This window comes from Amycolatopsis sp. Poz14 (assembly GCF_006704225.1).
In the GTDB taxonomy this organism is placed as follows: Bacteria; Actinomycetota; Actinomycetes; order Mycobacteriales; family Pseudonocardiaceae; genus Amycolatopsis; species Amycolatopsis nivea.
This window is the reverse complement of record NZ_JACLHD010000002.1, coordinates 507,695-524,507: the sequence shown is the minus strand read 5'-3', so window position 1 is coordinate 524,507 and position 16,813 is coordinate 507,695. Positions and strand designations below refer to the sequence as shown.

The window sequence follows — 16,813 nt, the reverse complement described above, 5'->3', positions numbered from 1 at the left end:
GGCCTGAAGATCCTGCTGTCGGTCACGCAGGCGTTCGCGCTGACCATGAGCGTCGCGTTCCTCGTGTACGTCGTGGTGATCGTCGTGCCGTACCTGCGCCGCAAGTCCGCTCCGGTCGGCGATCCGGCCGACTTCTCCTGGCACTTCTTCGTCCCCTGCCGCGACGAGGAGGTGGTGATCCGCGAGACGGTGAAGTACCTGCGCAGCACCTTCCGCCGCGCGCACGTGTGGGTCGTGGACGACGACTCCGACGACCGCACTGCCCGCGTCGTGCGCTCGGTGTGGCGGCGCAACGGCGGCTACGACCCGAATCTGCACCTCGTCGCCCGTCAGCGCCCGGAAGCGCGTACGGGCAAGGGAGACGCGCTCAACGCTGCCTATCGCGAACTGGACGACTGGCTCGGTCCCGACGCGGACCGGGACCGGGTCGTGGTCGTGGTGGTCGACGCGGACGGCCGTCCCGCGCCGAACTGTCTCGAAGTGTGCGCCGCGGACCACTTGTTCGGCGACGAAACCGTTGGCGCCGTTCAACTCGACGTCCGGATGAGCAACTTCCGCAGCCGTCCGCCCGGCCGCACGTGGTTCTCCCGCGCCTTCGGCCTCAAACTCGCCCAGTTGCAGGACCTGGAGTTCCGCACCGCGATCGCGGCGATCCAGACCTCCCGCGGTTTCACCGGCACGATCTCCATGGGCGGCAACGGGCAGTTCACCCGGCTGTCCGCATTGGACTCGATCGCGGGCGACGAACTGGCCCCGTGGCGCGGTTCGCTGCTGGAGGACTTCGAACTCGGCGTGCACCTGCTCACCGCGGGCTGGCGCACCGGGTTCACGCCGGATTCGCATGTGGCGCAGGAAGGTCTGTACAGCCTCCGCCGGTTCCTGGTGCAGCGCACGCGCTGGGGCCAGGGAACCATGCAGTGCATGCGGTACCTGCGCCGGATCTGGGACTCGCCGCACGTGTCCACTTTGGGCGCCGCGGAGATGATGTACTACCTGGCGCAGCCGTGGATGCAGCTGCTCGGCTCCCTGCTGTACCCGGTGCCGTTCATCCTGCTTCTCGTGAGCACGGCGGGCGATCCCGGTCAGGTGTGGACGTGGTTCACCGGCGGCGCTTGGATCCTGTTCGCGATCTACGGTTCGTTCGGGTTGCTGCCGTTCGTCGTGTGGGGCCCGATCTACCAGATGAAATGCCTGCGCAGCAAGAACATCTTCCGCGGCATCGGCATGGGCCTGTTGTACGCGGCCTACATCTACACCTTCTACATCACGTCCTGGCGCGCGCTGTTCCGCTTGGTGCGCGGCCGCAACGGCTGGGCCAAGACCCGGCGCAACACCGAGGCCAGCACGGGTGTGAAAGTGGCGCTGGACGCGTGAATGCCCGGACCGGAAGTTCCGGCCCGGGCATTCAGCGAGGTGCGGTCAGGACGCCGGTTCGAGGTCGACGTCGTCGCGGCTGACGTACGCCACGCGGTGGCCGAGCTGGATTTCCACGTACCTGGACTTGCCCTTCACGACCTTGTTCGTCGTGACGTCGAAGGACGCCGAGTAGTACTCTGAACCGGTCAGCCCGCCGATCGAGTACTTCTGACCCGCGCCGAGCTGATACGGCAGCGGCTTGAGCTCCTGCACCGGAATGTCCTTCGGATACGCACTGGCCTCCGGGTACGCGCTCCCGTAGACCGGCACGGTTGCCTTGCCCGCCTTGGGAATCGCGACGAATCCGTCCGCCGGATACGCGGTGGGCGCGTCGTCCGGGTTGCGGAACCAGCCCTTCTGGCCGAGATACCAGATCGCCGTCCAGTCGCCGCGGGTGTCCGCGACGGCGTACTTCTGGCCGGTGGCCACGCGACTGCCGATGTCCGAGACGTCCATTGTGGACGGGTCGGGCCCGTGCATGCCCACATCGGACAGCAGCGGCGCGGACTCGCTCGGCTCGGTGTGCAGCACGACTGACCCCGAACTCCGCTCGGGGCACGGGTTCCCGGACCCGATCTTGTCGCAGCCGGTGAACGCCGGACGGTTGGCGGAGAACTCCGGATCGATCATGACCAGACCGGAATCCGGTTCGCCGTCGTGCTCCAGCGGAGCGCCGAGCAGATCGAAGTAGTGCGCCCAGTCCCAGTACGGACCCGGGTCCCAGTGCATGCTCTTGATCTTGTCCGCGTTCGGGCCGGGCACGTTGTCGTGGCCGAGGATGTGCGCCCGGTCCAGCGGAACGCCGAAGCGGTGCGCGAGGTAACGCACGAGCTTCGCGGACTGCCGGTACATCGCCTCGGTGAACCAGGTGCCCTGCGCGGCGAAGCCCTCGTGCTCGACGCCGAGGGATTTCTCGTTCAGGTACCAGTTCCCGGCGTGCCAGCCGACGTCCTTGGTCGGCACGTGCTGGGCGATCTGGCCGTCCGAGGAGCGGACCGTGTAGTGCCACGCGGTCTGACCGGGGGTTTGCGCCTGCTTCATCACCGAGTCCCACGTGCCCTCGGTGTCGTGGATGACGATGTAGTCAATCTTCTGGTCGCGCGGCCGGTCGGCCTTGTCGTAGTTGCCGTAGCTGTCGCCGATCTTCTGGAACGGCGCGGGCACCGATTCGCAGGACATCGACCGCAGGCACTCCGTGGCCGGCGGCTTTCCGGCCTGCAGACCGAGCCGATCCGCCTGGGCACGGTCCGGGGTGACGCCGGACGTCGCGGCGAGTTTGACGGCCTGGCCGTCGTCGGTCGTGCGCGCGATGCCGCTGTTGATGGTGGCGAAGACCTCGTCGGCGAAGGTGCGCGCGCCAGTGACGTCCTCGGAGCCGCTGTATCGCGCGACAGCTCCGTACCAGTCCTTCGCGCTGTCGCTCTTGACGCCCAACTCTCGCTGGTACTCGGCTAGCAGCGCCGCGCCGCCGCGGATGTTCGCTACGGCGTCCGTACGGAGCTTCGCCGCGTCGGTGTGCAGCAGTGCGGCGGCCTGGTCGATGGTCTGGCTGCCGGGCGGGGGAGCCGGGACTTCCAGCGGGCGCAGGCGCAGGGCCGGGCGAGAGTCGTCGCCGCGGGGGTCTTCGTCGGGATTGTCGAATTCGCTGGTCCGCAGACCGGCGGTGCGGACGTCGGTGAGATGCATCGGGCCGTACCCGGCGGCGGTGCTGGGCGCGCCGGAATGAGTGTCCCAGCGGGACTCCAGGTACGAGACGGCTAGCAGGACGTCGGCCGGGACGCCGAATTCGGAGGCTGCGTCGGCGAAGGCGCGCTGGCGGGCTTCGTTAGCGGGCTGGGCGGAGGCGGGCACGGCGACCGCGGCCACTGCCAGCAGCCCGGTGGTGGCAGCGGCCAGGCGCCACGGGAGTGAGCGGGGCATAGAGGGCTCCAGGGGTGAGATGCCTGTCTGTGCGGATCCAACCAGGAGCCGGGGGATTTGGTGAGCTTTATCCACCGGATGCGGCCGAACGGGCACGCGGCGGTGCCCGGGCCGCCCGCCGCCTGGTGGAGGGCCCTCGCGCGCGGCCCGGAGCAAACGGGCCGGTCAGCGGCCTCCGCCTGGGGTTTCACCAGGTCCGGCGGACCCTCCTTGCGAAGCTGGCACTCACATGGCTAGAGTGCTAATCGAACGGCCCGGACACGCCCCGGCACCCGCGACGGCGGGGGTGGTATGAGCCGTAACCAGTCATCATGCCGACGCTTTCGACGACCGTGGAGGTCAACCCGGTGAGCGTGAACATCAAGCCGCTCGAGGACAAGATCGTTGTCCAGACGAGCGAGGCCGAGGAGACGACCGCTTCCGGCCTCGTCATCCCCGACACCGCCAAGGAGAAGCCCCAGGAGGGCAAGGTTCTGGCCGTGGGCCCGGGCCGCATCGACGACAAGGGCAACCGCGTTCCGCTGGACGTGGCTGTCGGCGACGTCGTCATCTACTCCAAGTACGGCGGCACCGAGGTCAAGTACAACGGCGAGGACTACCTGATCCTCTCCGCCCGCGACGTGCTGGCCGTCATCAACTGACGCGTCACTCGCAGCGCAAGGACGCCCCGGGCCCCGCTCATGCCGGGGTGCGGGGCGTTTTGCGTCGCACGACAACCGAAAGGTAAGCGGAAAGCGTTATGCCCAAGCAGATCAGTTTCGACGAGGACGCTCGTCGCGCGCTCGAGCGCGGGGTGAACAAGCTCGCCGACGCGGTCAAGGTCACCCTCGGCCCGCGCGGTCGCCACGTCGTCCTCGACAAGAAGTTCGGCGGCCCGACGATCACCCTCGACGGCGTCACCGTCGCTCGCGAGATCGAGCTCGACGACCCGTTCGAGAACCTCGGCGCGCAGCTCGCCAAGAGCGTCGCCACCAAGACCAACGACGTCGCGGGCGACGGAACCACCACCGCCACGGTGCTGGCCCAGTCGCTGGTGAAGCACGGCCTGCGCAACGTCGCCGCCGGCGCCAACCCGACCGCGGTCGGCAAGGGCATCGAGGCGGCCGCGGAGAAGGTCGTCGAGGTCCTCAAGGCCAAGGCCACCCCGGTCAAGGGCCGCGACAACATCGCCCAGGTCGGCACCGTCACCTCGCGTGACGCGACGATCGGCGCGCTGCTCGGCGAGGCCGTCGAGCGCGTGGGCGAGGACGGCGTGATCACCATCGAGGAGTCGTCCACGCTGGCGACCGACCTCGTGATCACCGAGGGCGTCCAGTTCGACAAGGGCTTCCTGTCGGCGCACTTCGCGACCAACCCGGAGGACCAGAAGGCGACCCTCGAGGACGCCTACATCCTGCTGCACCGCGAGAAGATCTCGGCGCTGGCCGACCTGCTCCCCGTGCTGGAGAAGGTCGTCGAGGCGAAGAAGCCGCTGCTCATCATCGCCGAGGACGTCGACGGCGAGGCGCTGTCCACCCTCGTGGTGAACTCGCTGCGCAAGACGATCACCGCGGTCGCGGTCAAGGCCCCGTTCTTCGGCGACCGCCGCAAGGCGTTCCTGGACGACCTCGCCGTCGTGACCGGCGGCGAGGTGATCTCCGCGGAGATCGGCCGCAAGCTGTCCGAGGTCGACCTCAGCTCGCTGGGCAAGGCCCGCCGGGTCGTCGTCACCAAGGACGACACGACGATCGTCGACGGCGCGGGCACGAAGGACGACATCGCCGCCCGGACCGCGCAGATCCGCAAGGAGATCGAGACCACCGACTCCGACTGGGACCGCGAAAAGCTGCAGGAGCGGCTCGCGAAGCTCGGCGGCGGCGTGGCCGTGATCAAGGTCGGCGCGGCCACCGAGACCGAGCTGAACGAGCGCAAGCACCGCATCGAGGACGCCGTGGCTTCCACCAAGGCGGCCGTCGAGGAGGGCATCCTGCCCGGCGGCGGTTCGGCGCTGGTGCACGCGGTCAAGGAACTCGAGGGCAACCTCGGCCTGACCGGCGACGAGGCGACCGGTGTCGCCATCGTCCGCGACGCGCTCACCGCCCCGCTGTTCTGGATCGCGACGAACGCGGGCCACGAGGGCGCGGTCATCGTGAACAAGGTCCAGGAGCAGGGCTGGGGCCAGGGCTTCAACGCCGCCACCGGCGAACTGACCGACCTGATCGCGGGCGGCATCGTCGACCCGGTCAAGGTGACCCGCTCGGCCGTCGCGAACGCGGCGTCCATCGCCCGGCTGGTGCTCACCACGGAAAGCTCCGTGGTCGAGAAGCCGGTCGAGGAGGAGCCGGAGGCCGCTGGCCACGGTCACTCGCACTGACGCGGTTCAGCCTTTGCGTTATAGCGGGGCGGCATTCCCTTCGGGGAGTGCCGCCCCGCTTTGCGTGGTGCGTGGTGCGGGGTTCGGGCGCAGGTGTTTCCGCATGATCGGGTGGTGCCCATTCGACCGGCGCCCCAACGCTGATCAAGCAGTAAACCCGCCATCCACCGTGATCGACGTCCCGGTCAGATACCGCCCGTCCGGACCAGCCAGGTAAGCCACCGCGGCCGCGATGTCCGTCGGATTTCCGTAGTGCCCCAACGCAATATGCGCCAACTGGTCCCCGGAATGCGGGCCGTCCGCCGGGTTCATTTCGGTGTCTGTCGAGCCGGGGTGGACCACCATCGCCGTGATCCCGCGCGGTCCCAGGTCGCGCGCCAGGCCCTTGGTCATCCCCACCAGCGCGGATTTGCTCGCCGAGTACAGGCTCAATCCGACGAACGGCGCGCGCTCCGCCAAATCGCTGCCGATCGACACGATCCGCCCGCCCTGCTTCATGTGCCGTACCGCTGCCCGGGCCGCCACCAGCGGGGCCTTCACGTGGATCGCCAGCGTGCGGTCGATCGTTTCCGTGGTCAGGTCTTCGACCGGTGCCGCCGGGAACACGCCGGCGTTGTTCACCAGCACGTCCAGTCCGCCCAGTTCGGCCGCGGTCTGGTCGACCGCGCTGGTCACCGCGTCCGCGTCGGCGGCGTCCGCCTGCAGAGCGAGGCCTCGCCTGCCGAATTTCTCGATGGACGCGACTACTTCCGCCGCCCGGTCCGCGGCGCGTTCGTAGGTGATCGCGACGTCCGCGCCGTCCTCGGCCAGCCGGAGTGCGATCGCCGCGCCGATTCCGCGGCTTCCGCCGGTGACCAGCGCGACCTTGCGGTCCAGGGTTCCCATGTCCCACCTCTTTCTGTAGCGATAACTACATAAATAGCCGCGTACGATGGGTCGGGTCAAGACTTCTGTATCGCTCACTAAAGAAGGTGGTCCATGTCACCCCGCGGCCGCCCGCGCGCGTTCGACCGCGAGCACGCGCTCAACCGGGCGATGCTGGTGTTCTGGGAGCGTGGTTACGACGGTGCGTCGCTGTCCGAGTTGACCGAGGCGATGGGCATCAAGCCGCCGAGCCTGTACGCGGCCTTCGGGGACAAGGAAGCACTGTTCCGCGAAGCGATCGAGCATTACCAATCCGCGTACGGACGGCACACGATGCGCGCGCTGACCGAAGAGCCGACGGCGCGCGCGGCGGTTGAAGCGATGCTTCGCGACAACGCTTGCGCGTACGTGGAACCGGGGCATCCCAAAGGCTGCATGGTCGTTCTGGCGGCTACCAACTGCACGCCAGCCAATGCGTCCGTGTGGAAGTTTCTCGCTGCTTCGCGGGACGAAGTGCGACGGCAGCTTCACGAGCGCCTTCGTCGCGGAGTGGAGGAAGGCGACCTCGCGGCCACTGTGGACATTGACGCGCTCAGTGCGTTGTACGCGACTGTCTTTTATGGACTGACCATGCAGGCGCGCGACGGCGTCAGCCTCGACTCGCTGATGACCGTCATCGACCTCGCACTCTCGATGTGGCCCGGAAACGGCGGAGGGGCGGCGTCCACTGTGGACACCGCCCCTTCCGCGCCGTGATAAAAGTCAGATGTGCGCCATGGTCAGCGCGCGTTTGTCCTGTTTGATGATGTGGTCGCGCTCCGATTCGGACAGCCCGCCCCAGATGCCGTAGGGCTCGTGCACGGCGAGCGCGTGCTTGCGGCACATCTCCAGCACCGGGCACGACAGGCAGATCGCCTTGGCCCTGGCCTCGCGCCGCGCCCTCGCCGGTCCCCGCTCTCCGTCCGGGTGGAAGAAGGATCCGCTGTCCATCCCCCGGCACGACCCCTCCAGCTGCCAGTCCCACATGTCTGCGTTGGGGCCGGGGAGCCTGCGCGTGTCTGCCATCCTGACCGCCTCCGTCATCCGGTCGATGCCATTAGCTGCTCTGCTGTGGTGCCGATACTCCATTCGGTGCAACGGCGGTAACGTTAGAAGCGCGCCAATAGTTGTTCAATAGATCGGCGGCGATTCAGCCGTTAGGCATCCCCCAGATGTGTGAGCAGGGCTTTTGGCTCGGGTTGCCGGGACCGCGAACGGGCTGGATATTGACCGGGTGGGATCCGGATCAGGCGATGGAGAACCCACCCTGCCGGTGGCCTCGGTCGCCCGCCGGCTCGGTGTCGCGCCGTCCACCCTGCGTACTTGGGACCGCCGCTACGGTCTCGGTCCCAGTCGCCACACCGACGGCAGACATCGCCGCTACGGCAGCTCCGACATCGGTCGTCTCGAACTTATGCAGCGCGCGCTCCTTCGCGGCGCTTCAACGGCGGAGGCCGCGCAGTACGCGTTAGAGCAGATGCCGCGCGCGGACTTCGTGCCAGCGCCTGCCGAGCCCGCGGAAGCGACAGAGACGAAAGCGGCCGCTGACGACTTCGAAGTGCCTTCGCGGCTCGCGCGTCGCTTGAGCACTGCTGCGTTGGCGATGGACGTCGGCGCGGTACAGCGCATGCTCGTTGACGCCATTAGCGAGCTAGGTGTGCTTCAGGCGTGGTCGGGCGTTATCGACCCGGTCCTCACTGCGCTCGGCGCGCGGTGGCGCGGTGTGCACGCGGGTGCCGAAGTGGAGTACCTGCTCGCTGAGTACGTGTACGCGGCACTAGTGCGCGCGACGCCGGTCCTCGACGAGCCTCGCAACCAACGGCCGGTCCTTCTCGCGTGCGTGCCCGACGAACGGGACAACATGCCGGTGTACGCGCTCGCGGCGGCTCTCGCGGGGCGAAGGATCGGCGCGCAGCTCTTCGGCATTGCGCTGCCACAAGAAGTGCTGGCGGTAGCAGTGCGGCGAAGCGCGCCCGCTGCAGTGGTGCTGTGGGCGAATCGGGCGAACGCGGACCCTCGGCTCTTCGCGCGCGTGTCCCGCGGACGGCAGCGGACCCGGTTGTTCGCCTGCGGCCCAGGCTGGGATCCGGCGCTGCTGCCGCCGAAAGTCGAGTTGCTGGCGGATCTTTCCGCGGCCGCCGACCGCGTGGAGCACGTTCTTGTCGGTGCTCCGCGATAGAAAGGTCGAGTGGACGAAGAAGCGCTGACGGCCCTCGCGTTCGGCCCGGACGCCAGGTCGGCAGACCCGATACCTCGCGACGGCTCGCCAAGGCAACGCCTCCTGGCGGCAATCGTGCTGGGCGCCCGCGGCCGATATGCGGCAGCCGCGGACTTGCTCGACCCGCTCCGGCGCGGCAGTGATCCGCTGACGGCCTCGCTGGCGGCGAGCACGCTGGCGTCGCATCGGCGGCAGCTGGGTGCGCACGTGCTGGCGCGGAAGCTGGATGGGGAGGCGCTGCTTGCGGTCGGGCTGCGCGGAGCGGGGGAGTGGAGGACCCCGACAGGCGGCGGCTCGGGAACGGCCGGCGGTGGGCTGGCTGCGGCTGATTCGGGCTCGCGTAGTGGCGCTTCGGGAACGGCTGGGGGCTTGGCCGCTACTCATGCGGGTTCGCGAGGCGTTGGCTCGGGAATGGCTGGTGGCGGCTTAGCTGCGGCTGGTTCGGGCTCGCGGGGCGGCGGCCCAGCCCGAGCTGGCACCGGTGCAGCTTCGCCCGCTCTGGGACCAACCTCGGCCACCGATTCCTCGCCCGGCACCGCGAGCCGCAGCGCACCCGTCAGCCAAGGCGGCCTCGTCGAGCCCGCCGAAGACCCCCACGGGCTGGACCTCCAAGGTGCCCGAGCCGACGCCCTCCTCGGCCTGGCCGCCGACAACCTCGCCCTCGGTCGCATCTCCGCCGCCCGTCGCCTGGCCGTCCGTGCCGCCCAAGCCGACCGGCGCTGGCGCGCGACCATCCGCGGCGGCTGGGTAGGCGCCGAGATCGAACTCGCCGACGGACAGCCCGAAGCGGCCGTCGCCCCGGCCCGCCTCGCGTACGAGACCGCCGTCGCCCGGCAGGCTCGGCGACACATCGTGAAGTCCGGCATCGTCCTCGGCGTCGCGCTGCTCTCCGCAGGGCAGGACGGGGCTCGGGAACTCGTCGTCGCAGCCGCCGCGGACGCCGAAAAATATGAACTCGATTCGCTTAGCTGGGTGGCGGACCGTGTAGCCGCTGACTTGGACCACGACCGGGCCGAGGAGTATCGATTCAGGAGTCGCCAGGTGTTGCACGCAGTGTTACGGCACGCGGATCCTGGCGTGATGCGTATCGCACACGAATCGCCGTGGGTGCCCGTCGGACCCGGGTAGGCCTGCGGGAACGGGCGTTCCGGCATCCGGGCTAAGAAACTTCAAAAAAAGCCACCGGATCGTGTCAAGGTTCGGGCTAAAGCGTCCGATAGGGGAAGTGGAATGTCACCCGGCTGCAGGAAGGAAACCCCGTGACGACGGTCTTGATCTGCGACGACCGACGCAGTGTCCGCGAAGGGCTCACCCGTGTGATGTCCGCGGTGCCTGGGGTCAGTCGCATCGACTGCGTAGCGCACGGTGACGAGCTGCTGGCCCGGTACACCCGTCAGCCGGTCGATGTCGTGCTGGTCGGAACGCAACGCGCGGTCCCGACGGGCGTCGAGGCCACGCGCCGGCTCGTCTCCGCGAACCCCCAGGCGAACGTCATCGTCTTCGGAGCCCCGGACGACGCGGGCAGCATCGCGGCCGCCATCGCCGGCGGAGCGCGCGGCTACCTGCGCTGGGACGCTTCGCGGCCCGAACTGGTCGCCGCGCTGGCGCACACCCTGGCCAGCACCTCGGTGCCCGCGCCTCGGCAGCCGTCCGACCCGGGCGTGCAGCTCACCGAGCGCGAGCTGCAGGTGCTGCGCGGCATGAGCCAGGGCAAGAGCAACGGCCAGATCGGCCGTGAGCTGTACCTCTCCGAGGACACGGTCAAGACGCACGCGCGGCGGCTGTTCCGCAAGCTCGGCGTCCGCGACCGCGCGCAGGCCGTGGCGCACGGCTTCCGCCGCGGCCTCGTGTCCTGACCGAGGCGGGGCAAGCCAAAACGGGACTTCCGATCCGATTCCCGCGGTGACGAACGGGCCAGGGCAGCCAAGCCCTGGCCCGTACCTGTTGTCCTGGCCCCCGCACTCGTGCCACGCCCGCGTCCCCACCGCGTGACGGCACTGCCCCAGCCCGTCTGCCTGCGACAATCGCCGTCCGGCCGCGCCCGGCGCGCCGGTCACCACCTCTGGCGGTTGTCTGGTAGGACTCCGACGGTACGGTAGCTGTGACCGGCGCTGGACGGGGACGACCACGCGCCGGATTCTTTGCACGCCTACACGTAACGCTGGGACTGTTGTCTGCGATGGCCACTGTGGGGGATGGACTGGACGAGCCGGTCGCCGCCGCTGTCGAGGGAGACCCTCAGGCAGTGGAGCGGTTGCTGGCCGCCATTCGTCCCCTTGTGGTGCGGTATTGCCGTGCCAGGGTTGGCAGGCAGGAGCGTTCGTTCGCTTCGGCAGACGACGTTGCGCAGGAGGTGTGTCTCGCGGTGCTTACGGCCTTGCCTTCGTACCGTGACCAGGGCCGCCCCTTTCTGGCGTTCGTCTACGGCATCGCCCAGCACAAGGTCGCCGACGCGCACCGCGCCGCGGCGCGCAACCGGGCGGAGCCGGTCGCCGAGATCCCCGACGAGATCGAGGTCGGCGTCGGCCCGGAGCAACGTGCTCTCCAGGGTGAGCTGAACGAGCGGATGGCGCAGTTGCTGCAGGTGCTGCCGGACAAACAACGGGAAATCGTCGTTTTGCGGGTCGTGGTCGGGCTGTCGGCGGAGGAGACGGCGGACGCCGTCGGTTCCACGCCGGGCGCCGTCCGCGTCGCCCAGCACCGGGCGCTCGCCCGGCTGCGCAAGGTGCTTGCCGCCGAGGAGGTGATCTGAGTGACCGATCGCGAAGACCGGGACAGAGACCTGTCACCTTCCGCCCAGGCCAGCGGCCTGACCGGGTACGAAGCGGAAGCCGACGGCGACCTCACGGCCATCCAGGCCGACGACGCGCTCCTCGACGCGCTCGGCGGGACCGATCCGGCTGTCGCCGACGGGCTCGGAGACCAGGAACTGAACGCGCTGCTGCTCGCTTGGCGCCGCGACATCGACAGCGAACCGCTCGCCGAGCTGGTCGACGTCGACACCGCGGTCACCACGGTGAAGACCGCCACGCTGGCGCGCAAATACCAAAGCCGCGGCCGGCGCCGCCGCTATCTCGTGCCGGTGGCCGCCGCGTGCGCCGCCGCCGCGATCGCCTTCACCGGCACCGGGCTCGCCGCCCGGGACGCCCAGCCCGGCGACACGCTGTGGGGCCTCACGAAGGTGCTGTACGCCGACCACGCCCGCTCCGTCGAGGCCGCCGCCGCGGCGAAGCTCGACCTGGAGAAGGCGAACCTAGCCCTGGCCGACAACCGGCTCGCGGACGCCCGGCGCGCGCTCGCCGACGCGCAGGCCGCGCTCACCCAGGTCACTGACGCGGACAACCGCAACCAGCTGATGCAGCAGCACCGCGAACTCGCCGCGCAGCTCGGTCAGCCGACGGCCCCGCCCACGGGTCAGACGACGTCGTCGTCGCCCGCTGTTCCGCCGGGGCACGATCCGGTCAGCAGCGCGGCGCCGCCGCCCGGACAGTCGACCTCGCTGCCGGGCACCGGCCACACCGACAACCCGCCGCCGGTCACCTCGGTGACGCCGCTGCCGCCGGTGACGTCGACGCCGAGTTCGCCGCCGCCGTCGCCGAGCGCCACTCCGAACGATCCGGGCACAGGCAGCAGTCCGCGCAACGAGTCGTCGCAAGGGGCGCAGGCCCCGAACGGCACCAGCGGCTCCTAGGTTTTCCGAAGGTCCCGGCACGAACAGTGCCGGGACCTTCTTCGTATCGGCGGGGAGGCGCGATGCTGGTTTTCGGAGAGCCCTACGAGACCGCGGGCGGAACGGTGCTGGTCACCGTCACGCGGGAGGGCCGTCGAGGCGGGCCGGGGCGTGCGGTCGGGCTGTACACGATCAACGCGGACGGCGTGACGTGGACGCCCGCGACGGATCAGGGCCGGATCGCGCTGATCGGTGCGTGCACGGGTTTCGTGGCGGCGGCGTTCGCGACGCTGGCCGTGGTGCGCCGTCCGCCGTGGCCGAACCTGACCGAGCGGGCGATGATCGCCCAGGCGGAAAGCGTGAAGCGCCGACGCTGACCCTGGGTTGTCCACAAGTCGACACAGCTGTGGACAACCCCTGTGGACAACTTGTCCGCGCACACGAAGAAGGCCCCGGTGGCCAAGCTCACCAGGACCTTTTCGGACGAGATAGAACTCAGTACGCGCTCTCGTTCGCGGTGACCCCGTCCGCGAAACCGCGGCAGTAGTCCCAGCTCACGTAGTCGGTCGGATTCGGGTCGAACGCCGGCTCGTGCGGGCGCATCCGGCCGTCGGACAGCAGCTGCTCCAGGCTCGCGCGCAGCAGCGTCCAGTCGTGGTAGTGGGGTTCGTCGCACTCGCCGCAGTCGACCACGATGCCGCGAACCCCGCGAGGCTCCAGCAGAGCCTGGTACACGGCGAGATCGGACAGGTCGGCCAGCAGCTCGGTGCGCTCGTCCGCGCTGATCGGCTCTTCGAGGTGGTCGTCGGGGTCGGGGATGGCCCGGGCCGGATCGTCCGGGTCGTCCGCGAACGGATCGGGGGGCAACACATCGTGCGGCACGGCCTGCACGCTACCCGCCGGGCCACCCGCCCGGGCCAGGGCCCCGGCCCGGATATCATGAGGGGAAGGCCCGACCACCCTCGGCCCACGCCAGGCACCGCTGCCCGCGACTCCAGCCCACTCCCGCCAGGAAGGCCCTTCGCCCCTCATGACCAGCGAAAGCATCACCCCCGCAGTGCCCAGCAAGTTCGCGATGCTCGGCTTGACCTTCGACGACGTGCTGCTGCTGCCCGCGGAATCGGACGTGGTGCCCAGCGCGGTGGACACGAGCACGCAGCTCACCCGCAACATCAAGCTCAACGTTCCGCTGGTCTCCGCCGCGATGGACACGGTCACCGAGGCGCGGATGGCGATCGCCATGGCGCGGCAGGGCGGCATCGGCGTGCTGCAGCGCAACCTGCCGATCGAGGAGCAGGCGGCGGCGGTCGAGGTCGTGAAGCGGTCCGAGGCGGGCATGGTCACCGACCCGGTCACCTGTTCCCCGGACGACACCCTCGCCGAGGTCGACGCGCTGTGCGCGCGGTTCCGCATCTCCGGCGTCCCGGTCACCGACGCCTCCGGTGCGCTCGTGGGCATCATCACCAACCGCGACATGCGGTTCGAGGTCGACCACACCCGCCTGGTGAGCGAGGTCATGACCCGGACGCCGCTGGTGACGGCCCAGGTCGGCGTCACCGCGGAGGCCGCGCTGGGGCTGCTGCGCAGGCACAAGATCGAGAAGCTGCCGATCGTCGACGGCGCGGGCAAGCTGCGCGGCCTGATCACGGTCAAGGACTTCGTGAAGACCGACCAGTACCCGAAGGCCTCGAAGGACCCGGACGGCCGTCTCATCGTCGGCGCCGCGGTCGGCGTGGGCGCCGATGGCCACAAGCGCGCGATGGCGCTGGCCGAAGCGGGCGTCGATGTCCTGATGGTCGACACGGCACACGGGCACTCGCGGGCGGTCATCGACGCGGTGCGGCTGCTGAAGAAGGAGCTGGGCGAGACCGTCGACATCGTCGGCGGAAACGTCGCGACTCGGGCTGGTGCGCAGGCGCTGGTCGATGCCGGTGCGGACGGGGTGAAGGTCGGCGTCGGACCCGGCTCGATCTGCACCACGCGCGTCGTCGCGGGGGTCGGTGTGCCGCAGATCTCCGCGATCTACGAAGCCGATCTGGCCTGCCGTCCGGCGGGCGTCCCGGTGATCGGCGACGGCGGCATCCAGTACTCGGGCGACATCGCGAAGGCCATCGCGGCCGGTGCGTCCACCGTGATGCTGGGCAGCCTGCTCGCGGGCACCGCGGAATCGCCGGGTGACCTGATCCTGGTCAACGGCAAGCAGTTCAAGGTCTACCGCGGCATGGGCTCGCTCGGAGCCATGCAGTCGCGCGGCGAGGCGAAGTCCTACTCCAAGGACCGCTACGCCCAGGACGACGTGCTCTCCGACGACAAGCTGGTGCCGGAAGGCATCGAGGGCCGGATCCCGTTCCGCGGGCCGCTGTCGAACGTGGTCCACCAGCTGATCGGCGGCCTGCGCTCGGGCATGGGCTTCACCGGATCGACCACGATCGCGGCACTGCAGGAGCGGCAGCTGGTCCGGATCACCGCGGCCGGGCTGAAGGAAAGCCACCCGCACGACATCACGATGACGGTCGAGGCCCCGAACTACACGACCCGCTGATCGCGCTGTTCGCCCGCTCCGCCGCCCGCCACACTGGATTCCCAGGTGACGGCGAGGGGAGCGGGCGAATGCGGTTTTCCCGGAGGTTCGTGCTGACGGCGGCGGCCGCGATGGTGCTCGGGGGAGGGGCGGCTTCGGCAGCTGCGGCGGATTCGCCGGACAGTTCGTTGTGGAAGCGCACTGAGCTGTACTTCGGCACCTCGAAGCCCGGCGGCAGCGAGGTGAGCGAGAAGGAGTTCGCGGACTTCTCGGCCAAGGACATCACGCCGCGTTTCCCAGACGGCTTCACCCAGCTCGAGGGCACCGGTCAGTGGCGGTCCGGCGGCGGCGCGGTCGTCCGGGAGCATTCGATCGTGCTCGTCGTGCTGTATCCGCCGACGAATCAGCACGCGAACGGCGACCTCGAACAGATCCGCACCGACTACAAGCACCTGTTCGATCAGGAATCCGTGCTGCGGACGGATTCCACCGCACGCGTCTCGTTCTGAGCGCGGTTCCACCCGAGCAGCAGCAACGGCGTCGCCAGCATCAACGCGCCCGCCAGCCCGAGTGCGCCGCGCGTGCCCAGCCACGTCGCGACCAAGCCCCACAGCAGCGTCAGGCCGGCGGTGCTGGCGCTGCCGCTGATCCGCCACGCGGACAACATCCGGCTCACGTACCCGTCTTCGGTTTCCTCGAGCCGGTACGTCGCGAGGACCGTGTTGTACGCCGCCGCGCAGATGATCAGGCCGAACTCCACCGCCATCACCCAGAACAGCCCGCCGATCCCGGGCGGCACGAACGCCAGCAGCACGACCCAGCACGTCCGGACCGTGGCGAGGATCGGCAGCAGCCGCACCCGGCCGTACCGGGGGACCAGGCGGCGGGCGAGCCGGGAGCCGACCAGGCCGCCGAGGCACGGGACGCCGAACGCGAGCCCGTACTGCCAGGTCGGCAGGCCGAGTTCGCCCAGCAGCAGCACCGCCAGCACCGGCGACGTGGCCATGATCAGGCCGTTGACCAGGCAGGAGTTGAGGAACAGCATCCGCAGCCGGGCGTGCCGGAAGAGGTAGCGCCAGCCTTCGACGAGGTCCGCGGCGCGGAAGGCGGCGGGGCGGGCTGGTTTGGGCTCGCGGGTGCGGATCGTCGAGAGGGAGAACGCGGACAGCAGGTAGCTGAACGCGTCGAGAAGCACTGTGGCCAGCGGGCCGAAGAAGCCGATCGCCGCGCCGCCCGCGGGCGGGCCGAGAGCGGTCGCGGTCCAGAGCGTGGTCTCGAACCGGCCGTTGGCGACGAGCAGGTCTGGACCACGCGCGAGTGATTTCAGATACGCCCCGCTCGCCGAGGTGAACGCGATGTTCGCCGCGGCCACGAGCACCGAGACCGCTACGAGCTGGGCGAACGTCAGCAGGTCCAGCAGGTACGCGGGCAGCAGCGTGAGCAGGGCAGCGAACCGGACGAGGTCCATCGCGATCAGCACGGGTCGTTTTCGCCGGAATTCGACCCACGGACCGAGCGGGAGGGCGGCCAGCGAACCCGCCGCGAGCCCGGCTCCGGCCAGCAGCGACACCTGTCCGGCACTGCTGTGCAGCACCCGGACCGCGATGATCGAGAAGGCGTCGAGGGCGAAGTAGGTGCCCGCGACGCTGACCGCGTACGCCAGCCACAGCCGGTGAAAGTCCTTGCCCAGCGCCAAATCCGTCCCCCTCGTTCAGCCGGGCAGCCAACCATCCGCCCGCGCCGGTGGCAAACAACCGCGCGTACAACCGGTGGTTGTCGCCACCGCAACGGTCCCCCGCGCGCAGGTCACCC

At 69.6% G+C, this 16,813-nt stretch carries 17 protein-coding genes; 12 read left to right on the top strand and 5 right to left on the bottom strand.

Translation table 11 applies throughout. From position 1 onward, the window contains the following. Positions 1-45: 45 nt before the first annotated feature. Positions 46-1,374: a glycosyltransferase gene (locus FKO37_RS46205; protein ID WP_238608666.1), complete on the top strand. Its 1,329-nt coding sequence runs from the start codon at positions 46-48 to the stop codon at positions 1,372-1,374. A gap of 45 nt (positions 1,375-1,419) precedes the next feature. Here the strand turns inward: FKO37_RS46205 and FKO37_RS46200 are convergent, their stop codons facing one another. Beyond that, complete coding sequence (locus FKO37_RS46200; RefSeq protein WP_238608622.1) at positions 1,420-3,336, bottom strand: peptidoglycan recognition family protein; 1,917 nt, start codon at positions 3,334-3,336, stop codon at positions 1,420-1,422. 311 nt (positions 3,337-3,647) lie between these two features. On the opposite strand from FKO37_RS46200, the gene groES reads away from it, so the two are divergent. Together groES and groL are read left to right on the top strand one after the other, a co-directional pair. Further along, positions 3,648-3,977, top strand: coding sequence for a co-chaperone GroES (gene groES / locus FKO37_RS46195; protein WP_020662728.1), 330 nt, complete (start codon positions 3,648-3,650; stop codon positions 3,975-3,977). A gap of 98 nt (positions 3,978-4,075) precedes the next feature. Then, positions 4,076-5,689, top strand: coding sequence for a chaperonin GroEL (gene groL / locus FKO37_RS46190; protein ID WP_037816216.1), 1,614 nt, complete (start codon positions 4,076-4,078; stop codon positions 5,687-5,689). Positions 5,690-5,833: 144 nt separating this feature from the next. On the opposite strand, the gene FKO37_RS46185 is transcribed toward groL, so the two are convergent. After that, positions 5,834-6,574: an SDR family NAD(P)-dependent oxidoreductase gene (locus tag FKO37_RS46185; RefSeq protein WP_238608621.1), complete on the bottom strand. Its 741-nt coding sequence runs from the start codon at positions 6,572-6,574 to the stop codon at positions 5,834-5,836. A 93-nt stretch (positions 6,575-6,667) separates the two neighbouring features. On the opposite strand from FKO37_RS46185, the gene FKO37_RS46180 reads away from it, so the two are divergent. Next, positions 6,668-7,309, top strand: coding sequence for a TetR/AcrR family transcriptional regulator (locus FKO37_RS46180; protein ID WP_238608620.1), 642 nt, complete (start codon positions 6,668-6,670; stop codon positions 7,307-7,309). 6 nt (positions 7,310-7,315) lie between these two features. Here FKO37_RS46180 and FKO37_RS46175 read toward each other — a convergent pair whose 3' ends face one another. Then, entirely contained in the window at positions 7,316-7,618 is a 303-nt protein-coding gene (locus FKO37_RS46175; protein ID WP_037816439.1) for a WhiB family transcriptional regulator, read from the bottom strand. Positions 7,619-7,865: 247 nt separating this feature from the next. Between FKO37_RS46175 and FKO37_RS46170 the strand changes: the two genes are divergently transcribed. From FKO37_RS46170 to FKO37_RS46145, 6 genes are all read left to right on the top strand, one after another. Then, positions 7,866-8,771 (top strand): MerR family transcriptional regulator, encoded by a 906-nt coding sequence (locus tag FKO37_RS46170; RefSeq protein WP_199817849.1) that lies wholly within the window; start codon positions 7,866-7,868, stop codon positions 8,769-8,771. A 9-nt stretch (positions 8,772-8,780) separates the two neighbouring features. Next, positions 8,781-9,938 (top strand): hypothetical protein, encoded by a 1,158-nt coding sequence (locus tag FKO37_RS47830; RefSeq protein WP_238608619.1) that lies wholly within the window; start codon positions 8,781-8,783, stop codon positions 9,936-9,938. Between the two features lie 131 nt (positions 9,939-10,069). Continuing rightward, positions 10,070-10,666 carry a response regulator transcription factor gene (locus FKO37_RS46160; protein ID WP_020662719.1) on the top strand — a complete coding sequence of 199 codons (597 nt, stop codon included), beginning with the start codon at positions 10,070-10,072 and terminating at the stop codon, positions 10,664-10,666. Positions 10,667-10,989: 323 nt separating this feature from the next. Beyond that, positions 10,990-11,562 (top strand): sigma-70 family RNA polymerase sigma factor, encoded by a 573-nt coding sequence (locus tag FKO37_RS46155; protein ID WP_037816212.1) that lies wholly within the window; start codon positions 10,990-10,992, stop codon positions 11,560-11,562. Further along, on the top strand, positions 11,563-12,501 hold the full coding sequence (locus FKO37_RS46150; protein ID WP_134731472.1) for an anti-sigma-D factor RsdA: 939 nt from the start codon (positions 11,563-11,565) through the stop codon (positions 12,499-12,501). 62 nt (positions 12,502-12,563) lie between these two features. Next, positions 12,564-12,857, top strand: a complete 294-nt coding sequence (locus FKO37_RS46145) for a hypothetical protein (RefSeq protein WP_238608618.1) — start codon at positions 12,564-12,566, stop codon at positions 12,855-12,857. Between the two features lie 118 nt (positions 12,858-12,975). On the opposite strand, the gene FKO37_RS46140 is transcribed toward FKO37_RS46145, so the two are convergent. Next, positions 12,976-13,371: a DUF5319 domain-containing protein gene (locus tag FKO37_RS46140; RefSeq protein ID WP_009072430.1), complete on the bottom strand. Its 396-nt coding sequence runs from the start codon at positions 13,369-13,371 to the stop codon at positions 12,976-12,978. A 139-nt stretch (positions 13,372-13,510) separates the two neighbouring features. Between FKO37_RS46140 and guaB the strand changes: the two genes are divergently transcribed. Both guaB and FKO37_RS46130 read left to right on the top strand, forming a co-directional pair. Beyond that, positions 13,511-15,022 (top strand): IMP dehydrogenase, encoded by a 1,512-nt coding sequence (gene guaB, locus FKO37_RS46135; protein ID WP_037816209.1) that lies wholly within the window; start codon positions 13,511-13,513, stop codon positions 15,020-15,022. A gap of 68 nt (positions 15,023-15,090) precedes the next feature. Then, the gene (locus FKO37_RS46130; RefSeq protein WP_238608617.1) at positions 15,091-15,510 is read left to right on the top strand and encodes a DUF3574 domain-containing protein; all 420 of its coding nucleotides are present in this window, start codon (positions 15,091-15,093) and stop codon (positions 15,508-15,510) included. On the opposite strand, the gene FKO37_RS46125 is transcribed toward FKO37_RS46130, so the two are convergent. Then, a complete protein-coding gene (locus tag FKO37_RS46125; protein WP_238608616.1) occupies positions 15,462-16,697 on the bottom strand; it encodes an MFS transporter in 1,236 nt (411 codons plus the stop codon). The two genes, FKO37_RS46130 and FKO37_RS46125, sit on opposite strands and share 49 nt — an antisense overlap. Positions 16,698-16,813 lie beyond the last annotated feature (116 nt).

Coding starts and splice junctions, on each gene's coding strand:
- FKO37_RS46155 (WP_037816212.1), top strand. CDS start 10,990: ATGGCCACTGTGGGGGATGGACTGGACGAGCCGGTCGCCGCCGCTGTC.
- groL (WP_037816216.1), top strand. CDS start 4,076: ATGCCCAAGCAGATCAGTTTCGACGAGGACGCTCGTCGCGCGCTCGAG.
- groES (WP_020662728.1), top strand. CDS start 3,648: ATGCCGACGCTTTCGACGACCGTGGAGGTCAACCCGGTGAGCGTGAAC.
- FKO37_RS46205 (WP_238608666.1), top strand. CDS start 46: ATGAGCGTCGCGTTCCTCGTGTACGTCGTGGTGATCGTCGTGCCGTAC.
- FKO37_RS46130 (WP_238608617.1), top strand. CDS start 15,091: ATGCGGTTTTCCCGGAGGTTCGTGCTGACGGCGGCGGCCGCGATGGTG.
- FKO37_RS46185 (WP_238608621.1), bottom strand. CDS start 6,574: ATGGGAACCCTGGACCGCAAGGTCGCGCTGGTCACCGGCGGAAGCCGC.
- FKO37_RS46175 (WP_037816439.1), bottom strand. CDS start 7,618: ATGGCAGACACGCGCAGGCTCCCCGGCCCCAACGCAGACATGTGGGAC.
- guaB (WP_037816209.1), top strand. CDS start 13,511: ATGACCAGCGAAAGCATCACCCCCGCAGTGCCCAGCAAGTTCGCGATG.
- FKO37_RS46180 (WP_238608620.1), top strand. CDS start 6,668: ATGTCACCCCGCGGCCGCCCGCGCGCGTTCGACCGCGAGCACGCGCTC.
- FKO37_RS46200 (WP_238608622.1), bottom strand. CDS start 3,336: ATGCCCCGCTCACTCCCGTGGCGCCTGGCCGCTGCCACCACCGGGCTG.
- FKO37_RS46145 (WP_238608618.1), top strand. CDS start 12,564: ATGCTGGTTTTCGGAGAGCCCTACGAGACCGCGGGCGGAACGGTGCTG.